Source organism: Diaphorobacter ruginosibacter, assembly GCF_014395975.1.
In the GTDB taxonomy this organism is placed as follows: domain Bacteria; phylum Pseudomonadota; class Gammaproteobacteria; order Burkholderiales; family Burkholderiaceae_C; genus Diaphorobacter_A; species Diaphorobacter_A ruginosibacter.
On record NZ_CP060714.1, the window covers coordinates 2,588,522 to 2,604,504 of the forward strand.

Here is a 15,983-nt window from a genome sequence, read left to right on the forward strand (position 1 = left end):
AGAGAAACGCAAGAAAGGAGCCCGCCATGCAGAACCCGAACCAGAACGTGCAGGCAGAGCCCTGCGGCGTGATGCAGAGAGTCATCGACGCCCCCGCAGCGCTGCGCGCCGTACAGGCCGCCATCCGGCATGCAGCCACGCTGGGCGTGCGCGTGAATGTCTCGGTGGTGGATACCGCCAGCGTGCCGGTCTCGTTCGCCCGCATGGCCGGTGCGCCGCTGCATTCCATCGATATTGCCGTCGACAAGGCCTACACGGCGGCCAGCTTCGGCCTGCCCACGGGCCGGTGGCATGCCGCTCTCCAGAGCCATTCGGAAGCCGTGCGCGCAGGCCTGGTGCTGCGCCCGCGCTTCGTGGCCTTCGGGGGCGGCCTGCCGATCGTGGAGCGAGGCGAGCGCATCGGCGGCATCGGCGTATCCGGTGGCAGCGAGGAGCAGGACACGGAAATCGCGCAGGCAGGACTCAGCGAGCTGGGCCTGTCGATCTGAGAGCGTGTTGACAACCAAGTGAGAGAGAAAATGAAAGAAATCAAGAACTTCATCAACGGCGAGTACGTAGCCTCCAGCCGCACCTTCGACAAGCACTCCCCGTTGACCGGCGAGGTCATCGCCAAGGTGCACGAGGCGGATCGCGCACAGGTGGACGCCGCAGTGGCCGCCGCACGCGCAGCCCTTACAGGTCCCTGGAGCCGCATGAGCGTTGCCGAGCGCGTGGAAAAACTCTACGCGCTCGCCGACGGGATCAACCGGCGCTTCGAGGAATTCCTCGCGGCCGAGTGCGCGGACACCGGCAAGCCGCGCAGCCTGGCCAGCCACATCGACATTCCACGCGGCGCGGCCAACTTCAAGATCTTTGCCGACGTGGTGAAGAACGTGCCCACCGAGTTCTTCGAGATGAACACGCCCGACGGCCGCGGCGCCATCAACTACGGCTACCGCACACCCGTGGGAGTGGTGGGCGTGGTCTGCCCGTGGAACCTGCCGCTCCTGCTGATGACATGGAAAGTCGGCCCGGCACTCGCCTGCGGCGACACCGTGGTCGTCAAGCCTTCCGAGGAAACCCCGCAGACCGCCGCGCTGCTGGGCGAGGTGATGAACGAGGTCGGCATTCCTCCCGGCGTCTACAACGTGGTGCACGGCTTCGGCCCCGACTCCGCGGGTGAATTCGTCACCACGCATCCTGGCGTGGACGCCATCACCTTCACGGGCGAGACCCGTACCGGCGAGGTCATCATGAAGGCTGCCGCCAGGGGCGCCCGCCCCGTGAGCATGGAGATGGGCGGCAAGAACGCTGCGCTCGTGTTCGCCGACTGCGACTTCGACGCCGCCATCGAGGGCACGCTGCGCTCGGCCTTCGTCAACAGCGGCCAGGTGTGCCTGGGCACCGAGCGCGTCTATGTCGAGCGCCCGATCTTCGACCGCTTCGTGGCGGAGCTCAAGCACCAGGTCGAGGGCTGGAAGATCGGCCTGCCCGAGGACGCGGACACCAAGCTCGGCCCGCTGATCAGCAAGGAACACCAGAACAAGGTGCTGTCGTACTACAAGATCGCCGTCGAGGAAGGCGCAACCGTGGTCACCGGCGGCGGCGTTCCCGACATGGGGACCCGGTACGCAGGTGGGTCGTGGATCCAGCCGACCATCTGGACGGGGCTCTCCGACAACGCGCGCGTGCTGCGCGAGGAAATCTTCGGCCCCTGCTGCCACATCATGCCGTTCGACAGCGAAGAGGAAGTCGTCGCGAAGGCCAACGACAACGTCTACGGCCTGGCCTGCGCGATCTGGACACGCGACGTGGCCCGCGCCCACCGCGTGGCTCAGCGCATGAATGTCGGCACCTCGTGGGTGAACAGCTGGTTCCTACGCGACCTGCGCACGCCGTTCGGCGGAGCCAAGCAATCGGGCATCGGGCGCGAAGGCGGCGTGCATTCGCTGGAGTTCTACACGGAGCTGAAGAATGTCTGCATCAAGCTCTGACGCCGTGCTCGAACGCAACCCCGAGGTGGCCGCGAGCATCGATGCCGCGGGCATCCGCACCAATTACCACGACATGGGCAGCGGCGACCCCGTGCTCTTGATCCACGGCTCCGGCCCCGGCGTGTCGGCCTGGGCCAACTGGCGGCTGGTGATGCCTGCGCTCGCACGGCGGGCGCGCGTGATCGCCCCCGACATGGCGGGCTTCGGCTACACCGAGCGCCCGCAGGGCTTCCCCTACGGCATGGATGCGTGGGTACGGCAGGCCGTGGGGCTGCTCGACGCGCTGGGCCTCGAGCGCGCCGACCTCGTCGGCAATTCGTTCGGCGGCGGGTTGGCGCTGGCGCTCGCCATCCGCCATCCCGAGCGCGTGCGCCGCCTCGTGCTCATGGGCAGCGTCGGCGTGCCCTTCACGCTGACACCGGGCCTCGACGCGGTGTGGGGATACGAGCCGTCGATCGACGCGATGCGCCGACTGCTCGACATCTTCGCGTACGACCGCGGGCTCGTGAACGACGAGCTCGCGCGCCTGCGCTATGAGGCCAGCGTACGGCCGGGATTCCACGAATCGTTCTCCGCGATGTTCCCCGCCCCGCGCCAGCGCTGGGTCGATGCACTGGCGAGCCGCGAGCAGGACATCCGCCGCCTCCCGCACGAGACACTGATCGTGCACGGCCGCGAGGACCGGGTGATCCCGCTCTCCAACTCGATCACGCTTGCCGACTGGATCGCGCGCTCGCAGCTGCATGTCTATGGCCGCTGCGGCCACTGGACCCAGATCGAGCACGCGGCGCGCTTCGCCACGCTCGTCGGCGAGTTCCTCGCCGAAGCCCGGGACAACGAACCCCTGCCCTTCACCGGCTGATACACCATGACCACATCCCTTCCCCTGCAAGCCCTGGGCGACGAACTGTACGAAGCGCTCAAGGGCAACCATGTGCTCGATCCCCTCAGCACACGCCACCCCGGCATCACCATCGACGATGCCTACGCCATCCAGCAGCACATGCTGGCACGCCGGCTTGCTGCGGGCGAGCGCGTGATCGGCAAGAAGATAGGCGTCACCTCCAAGGCCGTGATGGACATGCTCGGCGTGTTCCAGCCCGACTTCGGCTGGCTCACCGACGGCATGGTCTACAACGAGGGCGAGGCGGTTCCCGCAAGCAGCCTCATCCAGCCCAAGGCCGAGGGCGAGATCGCATTCGTGCTCAAGAAGACGCTCAAGGGCCCGGGCATCACCGCCGCCGACGTGCTGGCCGCGACCGAGGGCGTGATGGCCTGCTTCGAGATCGTCGACTCGCGCATCCGCGACTGGAAGATCAGGATCCAGGACACCGTGGCCGACAACGCGAGCTGCGGCGTGTTCGTGCTCGGCGACCGGCTGGTCGATCCACGCGACGTGGACCTGGGCACCTGCGGCATGGTCCTCGAGAAGAACGGCGAGATCGTCGCCACCGGCGCAGGAGCCGCAGCGCTCGGCCACCCCGCGAACGCGGTCGCCTGGCTTGCCAACACGCTCGGCGCCCACGGCATTGCGCTCGAGGCGGGCGAAGTCATTCTCTCGGGCTCGCTTGCCGCCATGGTGCCCGTGAAGGCCGGCGACAACCTGCGCGTGACCATCGGCGGCATCGGCGGCTGTTCGGTGCGCTTCGTTTGAAAAGAACAGTTGGAGAAACACCCATGGCACTCGATGCAAAAACCCTGGACCGTCTCGCGGAACACCTCGAGACCTGCGAGCTCGAAGCGCGCGACACACCCAAGATCACCGACGAACATCCCTCGATGGACTGGGATGACGCCTACGCGATCCAGAACCGGATCCTCGCGCGCAAGACGGCCCGCGGCGCCCGCCCGATCGGCTACAAGGCCGGCCTCACCTCGCATGCGAAGATGAAGCAGATGGGCGTCGAGACACCGGTGTTCGGCTTTCTCGCGGACTATTTCAGCGTGCCCGAGGGCGGCACGGTCAGGACCTCCGAGCTCATCCACCCGAAAGTCGAGCCGGAAATCGCCTTCGTGCTCAAACGCGCGCTCAAGGGTCCGGGCTGCCATATCGGCGACGTGCTGGCCGCGACCGACTTCGTGCTACCCGGCATCGAGGTCATCGACAGCCGCTACCGGGACTTCAAGTTCGACCTGAAGAGCGTGGTGGCCGACAACACGTCGGCATCGCGATTCGTGGTCGGCGGCCGCCCACGGCCCCCGCACGAGGTGGACCTGCGCACGGTCGGCATCGTCCTGGAGAAGAACGGCGAGCCGGTCGCCATGGGCGCGGGTGCTGCCGTGCTCGGCCACCCTGCGGCGGCGATTGCGATGCTCGCCAACCATCTCGGCAAGAGCGGCCAGGAACTGCCCGCCGGCAGCCTGATCCTGTCGGGCGGCGTGACCGAAGCCGTGGCCGTCGCGGCCGGCGACAACGTCTGCCTGCGCGTGCAGGGCATGGGCAGCGTGTCGCTGCGCTTCACCTGACGCACCGCCACGCGCAACCGTGGCGTACCCATCTACCGCCCCGGCATGCAAGCCGGGCGCGGCCTCCTCCGTTTCAACTCAAGGATCACCCGCATGCCATTCGCCCAAATCTACATGATCGAAGGCCGCACCGAAGAACAGAAGAAGGCCGTGATCGAAAAGGTCACCCAGGCGCTGGTGGATGCCGTGGGCGCTCCCGCCGCCAATGTGCGGGTCTGGATCCACGACGTCCCCAAAGAGAACTGGGGCATCGCCGGTCAAAGCGCCAAGGAGCTCGGCCGCTGAGGTTCCGATTGAGCCTGGACCGATCCTGCCGTGACGCTGCCTTGTTCCCGTTCTTCGCACCTATACTCGGGCGGCGCATGCGGCAGGCCTTTCTGCCTGCCTGCCGCTCAGTGTCCAACCTGTCGGTCCGGCCGCCAGTTAGTCAGTCATCCTCCAGAAAACATCCTCATGCGCAAACAGGGAACGATCCGCCGCCATAGGGACGTATCGGCAGCCCCGGCCGCCGGCAGCGGCCTCTTCAAAATCCTGCTGGCGGCCTGGGTGGTGCTGATGGTCTTCGGCCTGTGGCAGGGCGACATGGCCCCCTCCTCGCCGTGGGCGTGCCGCTCCTCAATCTCATCACCTTTCTGGTGTACCGTCACGACAAGAAGGCGGCCGAAACGGGTCGCTGGCGCATCAGCGAGCGCACCCTGCACCTGCTTTCGCTGGCCGGCGGCTGGCCTTCGGCCTGGTTCGCGCAGCAAACGCTGCGGCACAAGTCATCCAAGCGAGAATTTCGCGTGGTCTACTGGGTCACGGTGATCGGCAATCTGGTGCTCCTCGGCATGCTGATTCTGCTGCCCGAATCCGGCGGCGGGATGGGGGCGCTGCTGCGGTCGCTGCGCTAGGACACAGCCGTCCGCGGAGGACTACAGCGCGCGCGCACGCAACCGATAGCTGGCGGGCGTCTGTCCGAAAGTACGGCGAAACAGGCCGATGTAGGCGCTGACGCTGGCATAGCCCAGATCCAGCGCAATGGCGGTGACGCTCATGCCCTCGGCCAGCATCTCCAGCGAGCGCAGCAGGCGCACGCGCTGGCGCCAGCTGGTGAAATTGAAGCCAGTCTCGGTGACGAACCTGCGGCTCAGGGTACGCGAACTGATCGCGCCAAAATCAGCCCAGTCCTCCATGTCGCGTGGGTCGGCCGGGTTGGCCATCAGCGCCCGGGCAATGCGCTGGAGACGGGCGTCCCGGGGAAACGGCAAGCCGAACTCCTCCACAGGCAGGCCACGTATTTCATCGAGGACCACGGCACAGATGTGCAGTTGCGCCTCGCTGGGTGACACGGCGGCCTCCGGCGTCAGGCTCGCCAGCCGCAGCACGGCTTCGCGCAGCAGCCCCGACACGCGGATGGTGCACGGCTGCTTGGGCAGGCTGGCACAGGCGGCCTCGGCGATATAGGCGCTCCAGCCATGGTACGGGCCATACGATCGCCCCGAATGCGCGTGGTGCGGCGGAATCCAGACGGCATGGATGGCCGGAACGATCCAGACACCTTCATCCAGATGAACGGAGATCAAGCCCTTGATCGAGCCGAACAGCTGGCCGCGCGCATGCCGGTGCGTCTCGGAAGACAGCTCCTGTTCCAGCACGCGAGTGGCCGCCATGACGCTGGGGCCGTCGGCGGAATCCATGTAGGCCCCCAGTACGTGCATCAGGTCGGGCATGGCGGATTTGAGATATTCATTGGCTGAAAAATTCTACATCCGCCAGATCCGCGAGGCTTACGCTCGGGGCGTACTGACCTCCGACAAGATTTTTCCATGCCCTCTTCCAACGACTCCAACAACTCGAACAACTCCTCGCACCCGGCGACGCGCCCGATACCCGACCCGAACCTCGTCGACCTGGACGCCCTGTACGCGCCACCGACACTGCGGATTCAGCAGGGTGTGCTCCCACGCCTCGCAGACTTCCACAAGGCCTATCTCGCCCAGGCGACCTTCTTCTGTCTTGCTACCGGGGATGCCAGCGGCCTGGATGCCTCCCCTCGTGGCGGCCCTGCCGGCTTTGTGCATGTCCTGGACGAGCAGACCATCGCCTTCGCGGACTGGCCCGGCAACAACCGCATCGCATCGCTGCGCAACCTGCAGCAGGACGACCGCCTGGCGATGCTGTTTCTTTTCCCGGGTCTCGACGTGTTCATGCGCATCAATGGTCGCGGCCGGATCTCCACCGACAGGGATCTGCTGAACGAACTGCACGAAGGCACCAAGGTGCCCAAGACCGCCACCGTGGTCCGCATCGATGAAGTGCTGTACCACTGCGGCCGCGCCATTCACCGCGCGGGGCTGTGGAACAGCGAAGGCCATCCGGACCGCCACCAGCTTCCGACAGTGGGACAGGTCATGGCAGGCATCGCCCGCCTGCGGGGCGACTCGCTGGCTCCCGAGCAGGTCACGCAGGCGGATGAGCACTACGCGCACGTTGTGCGGCAGGAGCTTTACTAGAACCGGAGGCCGGCTCCTGCCGTGCTGGCCGGGCCCAAGCGATCGCTACGATATACTTTGTAGCGAATTGACGGTGGATTGTCGGCACGCTCGTTGACAGGCCGCCTTCAATTTCATGCAACAGGTGCCCGGATTGAAGTCCGGGTTAAACGGGAACAGGGTGCAAAGCCCTGGCTGCCCCCGCAACGGTAAGCAGATCAAACCGACTCAAGGCTCTTGCAGTGCAGGAGCCAGCCACTGGTGCTCTACGTGGCCTCTCACGAGGTGTGCGGCAGCACTGGGAAGGCGAGCGGCAGGCTTCTCCAAGCCATCTGTCAGCCCGGATACCGGCCTGTTGAGCGCTGTGCGGCAGAGTTCCATCCTCTCCCGCCAGCATCTGCAACGACCGTCTGCGGGGAGCAGCGTGACGGCAACAAGCCAGTGACAGTCCCGGCCAACGGTCGGCCCGATGTCCCGGCATGATCTCGTCACCAGCAGGCAGGCGGCCAGCACCACTGACGATGATGAACCATTTCACCTTGCCCGCCGTACTGATCGGCCTGGCACCCGCCGCTCTGGCCATGGCCGCAGAGCCCACCCCCGAACCCACGCAGGCGAGCCCGTCGCGTGCCGAAGCCCCGGCACAATTGCCGACCGTCCATGTGACGGACTCCGCCGAAGACCGCCCGGGCCTGTCGAAGGCCACCGTTTCAGGCAGCCGCACCGGCCTTGCCACGCTCGATCTGCCGGCAAGCCTGGATTCCGTGGATGAACAGACCTGGCAGGAACGCGGGGACAGCCGCATGGCCGACATCATTGGCCGCACGGTCGGCATGACGCCGCTGTCCGCCACCAGCTACAACAGCCTGTCTTTCAGCACACGAGGCTTCACGGGCACCAACTCCGTGGGGATTGCCGAGGATGGAATACGCCTGGGCGTGGCCTCCACCACCACGCCGTATCCGGCCAACAGCTGGGGCTATGAACGCGTGGAAGTGCTGCGCGGACCGGCCTCCATCGTCTATGGAACCGGTACCACGGGCGCCACCGCCAATGTCGTGCGCAAGCAGCCCACGCGCGAGACAGTGCGCGAGGTGCTGCTCGGCACGGGCTCCCACGGCACGGCCAAGCTGGGACTGGGCATGGGTGGCGCATTGAGCGACACCCTGACCTACCGCTTGGATGCCTATGGCCACCGCACCGATGGCGAGCATGACATGGCCCGGGCCAGTGGCGGCAAGCTGATGAGCACGCTGCGCTGGCAGCCCACGTCGGCACTGCGCCTGGAGTTGCTGGCCGACGTGAGCGACGAGAAGCCCGCGCGCTACTTTGGCACGCCCACAGTCAACGGACGCATCGTTCCCGAACTGCTGGGGCGCAACTTCAACACCGACGACAGCGATATCCGCATCAAGGACCGGCGCGTGCGCGGCCGCATGCTGTACGAGGTCAACGACTGGTTGAGCCTGAGCAACGAGCTCTATCATTTCAAGGCGGACCGCTATTGGCGCAACATCGAGGCCTACCGCTACGACCCTGCGGCACAGACCATCAGCCGTGGGGACTACCTGGAGCTCTCCCACGATCTGGAGCAGACCGGCAACCGCCTGGAATCCAGGATCAAGGCCGGAGCCCATCAGCTGGCGGTGGGCTGGGAGGCCAACCGCGCGCGGTTCCGCTACGCAGGAAACTCGGACAGCCGCACGGTCACGCGCCCCATTGGCGACACAGGCATCGTGCCCTGGGACAGCCCAAGCGCCATGGTGCCCCGCTTTACGACCGAAGCCACCACGCACGACTTCTATGCCGAAGACGCCTGGACGCTCAGCGACCGCTGGCTGCTGCTGGCGGGGTTGCGCCGCGACCTGACGGACTTCAGCCGCAACGACCTGATCGGCAGCGGTTCATTCGACAAGACCCTTGGCGGCACCGCCTGGCGCCTCGGCCTGACCCACAAGCTCAGCGCACAGACCAGCCTGTACGGACAGGTCTCGCAAGGCCACGACCCGGTCACCAACGTCCTGACGCTGAATCTGGCCAACCGCGACTTCAAGCTCACCACGGCACGCCAGGCCGAGGTCGGCATCAAGCAGCAGTTCGGCGAGGGCCGCGGCGAATGGACGGCTGCCCTGTACCGTATCGAGAAAAAGGACATCATCACCCGCGACCCGAACAACAGCCAGGTATCGGTGCAAGGCGGCAAGCAGCACTCCCAGGGCCTGGAGCTGAGCGCGGTGACGCGCCTGTCACCCCACTGGCGCCTGGAAGGCAACTATGCCCTGGTCGACGCCAAATATGACGAACTGATAGAGGCAGGCGGAGCCGATCGCTCCGGCAAGCGCCCGCCGAATGTGGCACGGAACACCGCCAACCTGTGGGCGCACTACACCACCCACAGCGACCTGGGCCGCTGGCAGGCCTCGCTGGGCGCGCGCGCCGTGGGCCAGCGCTTTGCCGACAACGCCAACACCGCAACCAGCCCAGGCTATACCGTATGGGATGCTGCCCTGAGCTGGCGCCCCGGGCCTCGCAGCACCTACCGCCTGACGGTACGCAACCTGACCGACAAGGTCTACACCTACTCGGCTGTCTCCAACGCCAAGGCATCGCAAGCCTATCCAGGCGAAGGCCGCCGCGTGGATCTGACGGCGGAGCTGGCGTTCTGATCCCGCACCCCGAATCCACGGAACAACGGCGTCCGACGCATGCATTGGCCTGAACTCATCACCAGAGCACCATGAACCCCAGTCGATACATGCCCGTCGGCCTCCTGCCCCTGCCCTTCCTGAAACGCCATGCGGTCGCACTCATGGCGGTTCTGGGGCTTGCCGCCTGCTCCGAGCATTCCTCCTCCACTGGCGCCCCTGCCGCCCCCGCCGCACCCGGCAGGTCGGTGCGTGCGCCCGTCACCATCGAGGTCTGCGGCCACCCTGTCACCTATGCCCGGGTGCCGCAGCGTGCCGTCACCCACGGCATCAACATCACCGAGATGTTTCTGGCACTGGGCCTGCAGGAGCGTCTTGTCGGCTATGGTGGCCTGCGCGATGTCAAGCGCCTGCCACAGGCGATGCAGCCCTTGCTGGCATCGGTGCCCGACCTGTCCAACCAGGGCATGAATCTGGAAACGTTGATCAATGCGCAGCCGGATTTCGTCTTCAGTGGCTGGGCCTACGGCTTTCGCCAGGGGCAGATCACCCCGGGCAGCCTGCGAGAACTGGGCATCGACAGCTACGTGCTCAGCGAATCCTGCATTCGCCAGGTGGCGCGCGAACGCGTTTCGCTGGAAGACACCTTCAACGACCTGCTCAACCTGGGCCGCATCTTCGATATCGAGGAACGCGCAACAGCCCTCGTCAACGCACAGCGCGCCGAGCTTCAGCGGATCACCGATGCGCTCGGAGGCCTGAAGGAAAAGCCCAGGGTGTTTGTGTTCGACAGCGGCACCGACATCCCTGTCACCACGGGACGCTACGCCATGCCGCAGGCAATGATCGAAGCGGCCGGCGGCAGCAACATCTTCGATGACCTGAACAGCAGCTGGATGAGCGGCAACTGGGAGGACGTGATTGCGCGCAATCCCGACTGGATTGTCATCGTCGATAACGACCGCCCCACGCCGGACGGCAAGCGCCAGTTCCTGCTCGGCAAACCCGAGCTATCACAGGTCAAGGCCATAAGGGAGCAGAACTTTGTGCTGATGGATTTCTCCGAGGCAACGCCCGGCCCGCGCAATGTGGATGCCGTGCGCCGGCTGGCGCATGCCTTGCACCCGCAACAGGTCACGCAGCCATGAGCCCGGAATCGGCACTGGGTTTTGCCCGGCAACGCCAGCGGCTGGCAATGTACCTGGCAGTGCTGCTGAGCCTGCTGCTGGTCTCGCTCACGCTGGCCATCACGCTCGGCCCCGTGCGCATCTCACCGCAACAGGCCTGGCTGATCACGGCCCACGAGATCGGGGTGCGGCTGGGCATGGAGATGCAGCCCGGCGACTGGACATCGGCCCAGTTCCAGATCGTCTGGCGTGTACGCATGCCGCGCGTACTGCTCGCGGCACTTGTCGGTGCGGGTTTGGCACTGGTGGGTGTCGCCATGCAGGCCATGGTGCGCAACCCCCTGGCCGACCCTTACCTGCTGGGCGTGTCATCCGGTGCGTCCGTGGGCGCGGTCAGCGTGATTGCCTTTGGCGCACTGGCGTTTGCGGGCGACCTGGCCTTGCCGCTGGGCGCCTTCGGGGGCGCGCTCGCCGCCTGCATTGCCGTGTATTTCCTGGCCCATGCCCATGGCAGGCTGATCTCCATCCGCCTGGTTCTGGGCGGAGTGGCCATCGCGTATGCCTTGAGCGGCGTCACCAGCCTCATCGTGCTCACCACCGACCAGCGCGAGCTGGCCAACTCCGTTCTGACATGGACCCTGGGAAGCCTCGCCGGAACGCGCTGGGACGAACTGGGCCTGCCCGCGGTGCTGCTGGTCATCGGGGCCGCCTTGCTGCTGACGCAGGCGCGTTCGCTGAACGCCTTGCTCTCGGGCGAGGAAAGCGCCGCCACCCTGGGGGTGGATACCACGCGTACCCGGCGCTGGCTGTTCGTGCTGGTCTCGCTGGTCACGGGCGTATTGGTCTCGCTCGCCGGCCCGATCGGGTTCGTGGGCCTGATCGTGCCGCATGTCACCCGCATGCTGGTGGGTGCGGAGCATCGCAGCGTGCTGCCCGTTTCCGCCCTGGCGGGCGCGATCTTCCTGGTCTGGGTGGATGTGTTTTCGCGCATCACCTTCGCCCCCGCGGAGGTGCCGGTGGGCGTCATCACCTCCTTGCTGGGCGGGCCCTTCTTTGTATGGATGCTGTGCCGCAAGAGCGCGCGCGAGAGGCTGATCGCATGAGCGGCGAGCACCTCCAGGCCCGCAACCTGAGCTGGCAGGCCGCGGCCAGCCATATCGTGGACGATGTCAGCCTGCATGTGATGAGGGGCGAGCTGGTCGGACTGCTCGGGCCCAACGGCAGCGGCAAGTCCACGCTGCTGCGCATGATCTACCGCATCCTTCAGCCCGCTCGTGGCAGCGTGCATGTCGAGGGCCGTGACGTGTGGCAGGCAGGAGCCCGCGACAACGCCCGCGCGATGGCGGTGCTGGCGCAGGAAAACTCCAGCGAATTCGAACTGCTGGTGCGCGACGTGGTCCTGATGGGGCGAACCCCTCATCAATCTCCCTTTGCTCGCGACAGCGACGAGGACTTCCGCATCGTCTCCGAGGCGCTGCAGCGGGTGGATGCGAAAGACCTCGAGGCGCGCATGTTCTCCACGCTCTCGGGCGGAGAGAAACAGCGCGTGCTCATGGCCCGCGCACTGGCCCAGCAAGCGCCGCTGCTGGTGCTGGACGAGCCCACCAACCATCTCGACGTCCGCCACCAGTTCGAGCTGATGAACCTCATCCGCAGCCTGGGCCTGACCGCATTGGCCGCGCTGCACGAGCTTCCCCTGGCGGCTCACTACTGTGATCGCTTGTACTTGCTCAAGGGCGGCAAGCTGGTCGCCCAGGGCACACCCAGCCAGGTCCTCACGCCGGAAATCATTGCCGATGTGTACAGCGTTCGCGCCCTGGTGCGCACCAGCCCGCACACCGGCAAGCCCTTGATCGAATTTCTGCCGGACGAACTGCTATGACCCCACCGCCCCGGGAAACCCTCACGACCGGCGAAGCAGCCCCGGCCATCATTCTCCTGAGCCGTGGAGCCGCCTATGCGAACGGAGCCGCCGAACTGGCGATGCTGGCAGACCGCCTGCATGCGGCCCTGACCGCCCAGGGCAGACCGCCACTGCGGGTGCAACCCGCGTTCGTGGACCGATCCCAACCCGCACTGCCCGAGGCCCTGGACCTCTGCGCGAGCGCACAAGCAATCGTCATACTGCCCGTGATGGTGCCCGACGAACCTTCACTGCGGCGCTGGCTGCACAAGCTCATCATGCGCTGGCGAGCAGCGCGGGTGAACACCGGCCACTGTCCTCGCCTGATCTTTGCCGAGCCCCTGCTGCAGACACCCCAGCTGGCCGATGTGCTCGCGCACGCCGTGGAAGACGCATTGACGAGGCCGGGCGCCCAGGATGTGCCCGCCACGGTAGGCACCGACGCCTGGGAGCACGACCCCGTGGGGTGGTCTGTCGTACCGGAGCACCAACACCATGTGCTGTGGTGCGTGGGCCCGCGCTGCGCGGCCAAGGGGGCCGTCAAGCTGCTTCCGGATGTGGCACGCACGATACGAGAAAACCCCGGTCTCAAGAAAAGCGTGATGTTGCTGCAGACAGGCTGCCAGTACCCCTGCAACCATGGCCCCTTGATGATCGTCTATCCCGGTGGCCAGTGGTACGGCCCGATGGATCAGTCCAACATAGGGCCCGTGTTGACCCAGCATGTGCTGCACGACGAGGTGAACGAGGACCGGTGCATCCACGGGCTGCGCACATTGGGCGGCAAGGACTGAACACCGCCAGCCCGCAATCCCGCCAAACGACCAAAAAAAAGCGCCCGAGAACGGGCGCCTGTCGCTCAACGAGGCTTGCGTGCCCCGCCCGGCTTCTTGCCGCCCACGCCCGCCCGGGGCGGAAGGCCCGTATGCTGCGTCAGCATGCGCCCTGGCGCTGGCTGGCCGGGCTTGGCAAAACGCACGTCCACTTCCTTTTCCTTCTGCGGACGGGCGGGCTTGGCTGCCTTGCCCATCGCATAGGCCTTGGCCTGCTGCGAGTTCACCGAGCGCGAGGCTACCCCGGTGCCTTGCGTGGAGTTCTTCTTGCGCGCGCTCTGGTAGCCGCCATCCACCAGCGGCTGGAAGGTCGGGATCAGGTGGTTCTTGCCATTGCCGATCAGATCGGCACGGCCCATGGCCTTGAGGGCCTCGCGCAGCATCGGCCAGTTGTTGGGGTCGTGGTAGCGCAGGAAGGCCTTGTGCAGGCGGCGGCGCTTTTCACCGCGCACGATGTCCACGCTTTCCTCCTCGGCATCGCGCATCTCGCGGCGCACCTTGGTGAGCGTGTTGCGGCCCGAGTGGTACATCGCGGTCGCGGTGGCCATCGGGCTCGGGTAGAAGGTCTGCACCTGGTCGGCGCGGAAGCCATTCCTCTTGAGCCAGATGGCGAGGTTCATCATGTCCTCGTCGCTGGTGCCGGGGTGGGCTGCGATGAAGTACGGGATCAGGTACTGCTTCTTGCCCGCTTCCTCGCTGAATTTCTCGAAAAGCTGCTTGAAGCGGTCGTAGCTGCCGATGCCGGGCTTCATCATCTTGTTGAGCGGACCGGCTTCGGTGTGCTCTGGCGCAATCTTGAGATAGCCGCCGACGTGGTGCTGCACCAGCTCCTTCACATACTCGGGCGACTTCACGGCCAGGTCATAGCGCAGGCCGGAGCCGATCAGGATCTTCTTGATGCCGGGGAGCTTGCGCGCGCGGCGGTAGATCTTGATGAGCGGACCGTGGTCGGTATGCAGGTTCTGGCAGATGCCGGGGAACACGCAGCTCGGCTTGCGGCAGGCGGCCTCGATCTCGGGGCTCTTGCAACCCAGGCGGTACATGTTGGCCGTGGGGCCGCCCAGGTCGGAGATCGTGCCGGTGAATCCCTTCACCTTGTCGCGGATTTCCTCGATCTCCTGGATGATGGAGTCTTCCGAGCGGCTCTGGATGATGCGGCCCTCATGCTCGGTGATCGAGCAGAAGGTGCAGCCGCCGAAACAGCCGCGCATGATATTCACCGAGGTGCGGATCATCTCCCAGGCGGGAATCTTGGTGGCGCCCTCGTGGCTGCCGTTTTCGTCGGCGTAGCTCGGGTGGGGGCCGCGCGCATAGGGCAGGCCGAACACCCAGTCCATCTCGGCGGTGGTCAGCGGGATGGGAGGCGGGGTGAGCCACACATCGCGCGCGGTCGTGCCTTCGCCGTGGGCCTGCACCAGCGCACGGGCGTTGCCGGGGTTGGTTTCGAGGTGCAGCACGCGGTTGGCGTGGGCATAGAGAATGGGGTCGCTCTTGACCTGCTCGTAGCTCGGCAGGCGCAGCACCGTGCGATCGCGCGGCGGCAGCTTGCCGCGGCCCTTGCCGCGCAGCGCGGGGTTGGGCATGAACTGGATGGTCTGCTCGCCCGCTGCATTGGCGCTTGCGCCCGCCGGCTGCTCGCCACCCTCTTCCTTGGAACAGACCTGGCCCTGGGCCTCGGCCTGTTCGCTGGTGGTCATATAGGGGTTGATGTGCGCCTCGACGACCCCGGGCTCGTCCACCTCGGTGGAGTCGAGCTCGAACCAGCCGGCCTCCGACTCGCGGCGGAAGAACGCGGTGCCGCGCACGTCGGTGATCTTCTCGACGGGCTCGCGCGCTGCAAGGCGGTGCGCCACTTCGACCAGTGCGCGCTCGGCATTGCCGTACAGCAGCAGGTCGCACTTGCTGTCCACCACGATGGAGCGGCGAACCTTGTCGCTCCAGTAGTCGTAGTGCGCGATGCGGCGCAGGCTGCCCTCGATGCCGCCCAGGATGATGGGCACATCCTTGTAGGCCTCGCGACAGCGCTGGCTGTAGACAATGGCCGCCCGGTCCGGGCGCTTGCCGCCGACGTCGCCGGGTGTATAGGCGTCGTCGCTGCGAATCTTGCGATCAGCCGTATAGCGGTTGATCATCGAATCCATGTTGCCCGCCGTCACTCCCCAGAACAGGTTGGGCTTGCCCAGCGCCTTGAAGGCCTCGGCGCTCTGCCAGTCGGGCTGCGCGATGATGCCGACGCGAAAGCCCTGCGCTTCCAGCACGCGGCCGATCACGGCCATGCCGAAGCTCGGGTGATCGACATAGGCGTCACCCGTCACCAGGATGATGTCGCACGAATCCCAGCCGAGCTGCTCCATCTCTGCACGGGACATCGGCAGAAACGGCGCTGGGCCGAAGCGCTTGGCCCAGTACGGTCGGTAGCTGGTCAGCGGCTTGGCTGCACGGTGGAAGAAGGAAACATCGATGGGAGCGTTCATGGGGCGGGGTCCGTGGGAGGCCGGGCATTGTAGGCCCTGGGCGGCAATTGCGCTTTTCGGGGTGCAGGTGCCCTTTCACGCTGTGGGC

General features: G+C 66.2%; 15 protein-coding genes and 1 riboswitch. Of the genes, 13 read left to right on the top strand and 2 right to left on the bottom strand.

All coding sequences use genetic code 11. The features are described 5' to 3' along the window. Positions 1-26: 26 nt before the first annotated feature. The 7 genes from H9K76_RS11630 to H9K76_RS11660 all read left to right on the top strand — a co-directional run bounded on the left by H9K76_RS11630 (position 27) and on the right by H9K76_RS11660 (position 5,332). Positions 27-488 carry a GlcG/HbpS family heme-binding protein gene (locus tag H9K76_RS11630; protein ID WP_425489568.1) on the top strand — a complete coding sequence of 154 codons (462 nt, stop codon included), beginning with the start codon at positions 27-29 and terminating at the stop codon, positions 486-488. 30 nt (positions 489-518) lie between these two features. Then, positions 519-1,973 (top strand): 2-hydroxymuconic semialdehyde dehydrogenase, encoded by a 1,455-nt coding sequence (locus H9K76_RS11635; RefSeq protein ID WP_187595610.1) that lies wholly within the window; start codon positions 519-521, stop codon positions 1,971-1,973. Next, on the top strand, positions 1,954-2,835 hold the full coding sequence (locus H9K76_RS11640) for an alpha/beta fold hydrolase (RefSeq protein ID WP_187595611.1): 882 nt from the start codon (positions 1,954-1,956) through the stop codon (positions 2,833-2,835). The genes H9K76_RS11635 and H9K76_RS11640 overlap by 20 nt, the downstream gene beginning before the upstream one ends. A 6-nt stretch (positions 2,836-2,841) precedes the next feature. After that, entirely contained in the window at positions 2,842-3,627 is a 786-nt protein-coding gene (gene dmpE / locus H9K76_RS11645; protein WP_187595612.1) for a 2-oxopent-4-enoate hydratase, read from the top strand. Positions 3,628-3,650: 23 nt separating this feature from the next. Then, a complete protein-coding gene (dmpH, locus tag H9K76_RS11650; RefSeq protein WP_187595613.1) occupies positions 3,651-4,439 on the top strand; it encodes a 2-oxo-3-hexenedioate decarboxylase in 789 nt (262 codons plus the stop codon). Between the two features lie 93 nt (positions 4,440-4,532). Next, positions 4,533-4,724 (top strand): 2-hydroxymuconate tautomerase, encoded by a 192-nt coding sequence (locus tag H9K76_RS11655; protein ID WP_166069436.1) that lies wholly within the window; start codon positions 4,533-4,535, stop codon positions 4,722-4,724. Positions 4,725-5,038: 314 nt separating this feature from the next. Continuing rightward, the gene (locus tag H9K76_RS11660; protein ID WP_187595614.1) at positions 5,039-5,332 is read left to right on the top strand and encodes a DUF1294 domain-containing protein; all 294 of its coding nucleotides are present in this window, start codon (positions 5,039-5,041) and stop codon (positions 5,330-5,332) included. A 21-nt stretch (positions 5,333-5,353) separates the two neighbouring features. On the opposite strand, the gene H9K76_RS11665 is transcribed toward H9K76_RS11660, so the two are convergent. Further along, on the bottom strand, positions 5,354-6,151 hold the full coding sequence (locus H9K76_RS11665) for an AraC family transcriptional regulator (protein WP_187595615.1): 798 nt from the start codon (positions 6,149-6,151) through the stop codon (positions 5,354-5,356). Positions 6,152-6,247: 96 nt separating this feature from the next. Between H9K76_RS11665 and H9K76_RS11670 the strand changes: the two genes are divergently transcribed. From H9K76_RS11670 to H9K76_RS11695, 6 genes are all read left to right on the top strand, one after another. After that, complete coding sequence (locus H9K76_RS11670) at positions 6,248-6,934, top strand: pyridoxamine 5'-phosphate oxidase family protein (protein WP_187595616.1); 687 nt, start codon at positions 6,248-6,250, stop codon at positions 6,932-6,934. A 105-nt stretch (positions 6,935-7,039) separates the two neighbouring features. Further along, positions 7,040-7,283: riboswitch (cobalamin riboswitch) on the top strand. 151 nt (positions 7,284-7,434) lie between these two features. Further along, entirely contained in the window at positions 7,435-9,579 is a 2,145-nt protein-coding gene (locus H9K76_RS11675; RefSeq protein WP_246474971.1) for a TonB-dependent receptor, read from the top strand. A 71-nt stretch (positions 9,580-9,650) separates the two neighbouring features. Then, a complete protein-coding gene (locus tag H9K76_RS11680; protein WP_246474972.1) occupies positions 9,651-10,706 on the top strand; it encodes an ABC transporter substrate-binding protein in 1,056 nt (351 codons plus the stop codon). Then, positions 10,703-11,788, top strand: coding sequence for a FecCD family ABC transporter permease (locus tag H9K76_RS11685; RefSeq protein WP_187595617.1), 1,086 nt, complete (start codon positions 10,703-10,705; stop codon positions 11,786-11,788). Before H9K76_RS11680 ends, H9K76_RS11685 begins: the two co-directional genes overlap by 4 nt. Further along, positions 11,785-12,567 (top strand): ABC transporter ATP-binding protein, encoded by a 783-nt coding sequence (locus H9K76_RS11690; protein ID WP_246474973.1) that lies wholly within the window; start codon positions 11,785-11,787, stop codon positions 12,565-12,567. Before H9K76_RS11685 ends, H9K76_RS11690 begins: the two co-directional genes overlap by 4 nt. Further along, positions 12,564-13,382, top strand: coding sequence for a (2Fe-2S) ferredoxin domain-containing protein (locus tag H9K76_RS11695; protein ID WP_187595619.1), 819 nt, complete (start codon positions 12,564-12,566; stop codon positions 13,380-13,382). The genes H9K76_RS11690 and H9K76_RS11695 overlap by 4 nt, the downstream gene beginning before the upstream one ends. A 65-nt stretch (positions 13,383-13,447) precedes the next feature. On the opposite strand, the gene H9K76_RS11700 is transcribed toward H9K76_RS11695, so the two are convergent. Then, on the bottom strand, positions 13,448-15,895 hold the full coding sequence (locus tag H9K76_RS11700) for a YgiQ family radical SAM protein (protein WP_187595620.1): 2,448 nt from the start codon (positions 15,893-15,895) through the stop codon (positions 13,448-13,450). Between the last annotated feature and the right edge of the window lie 88 nt (positions 15,896-15,983).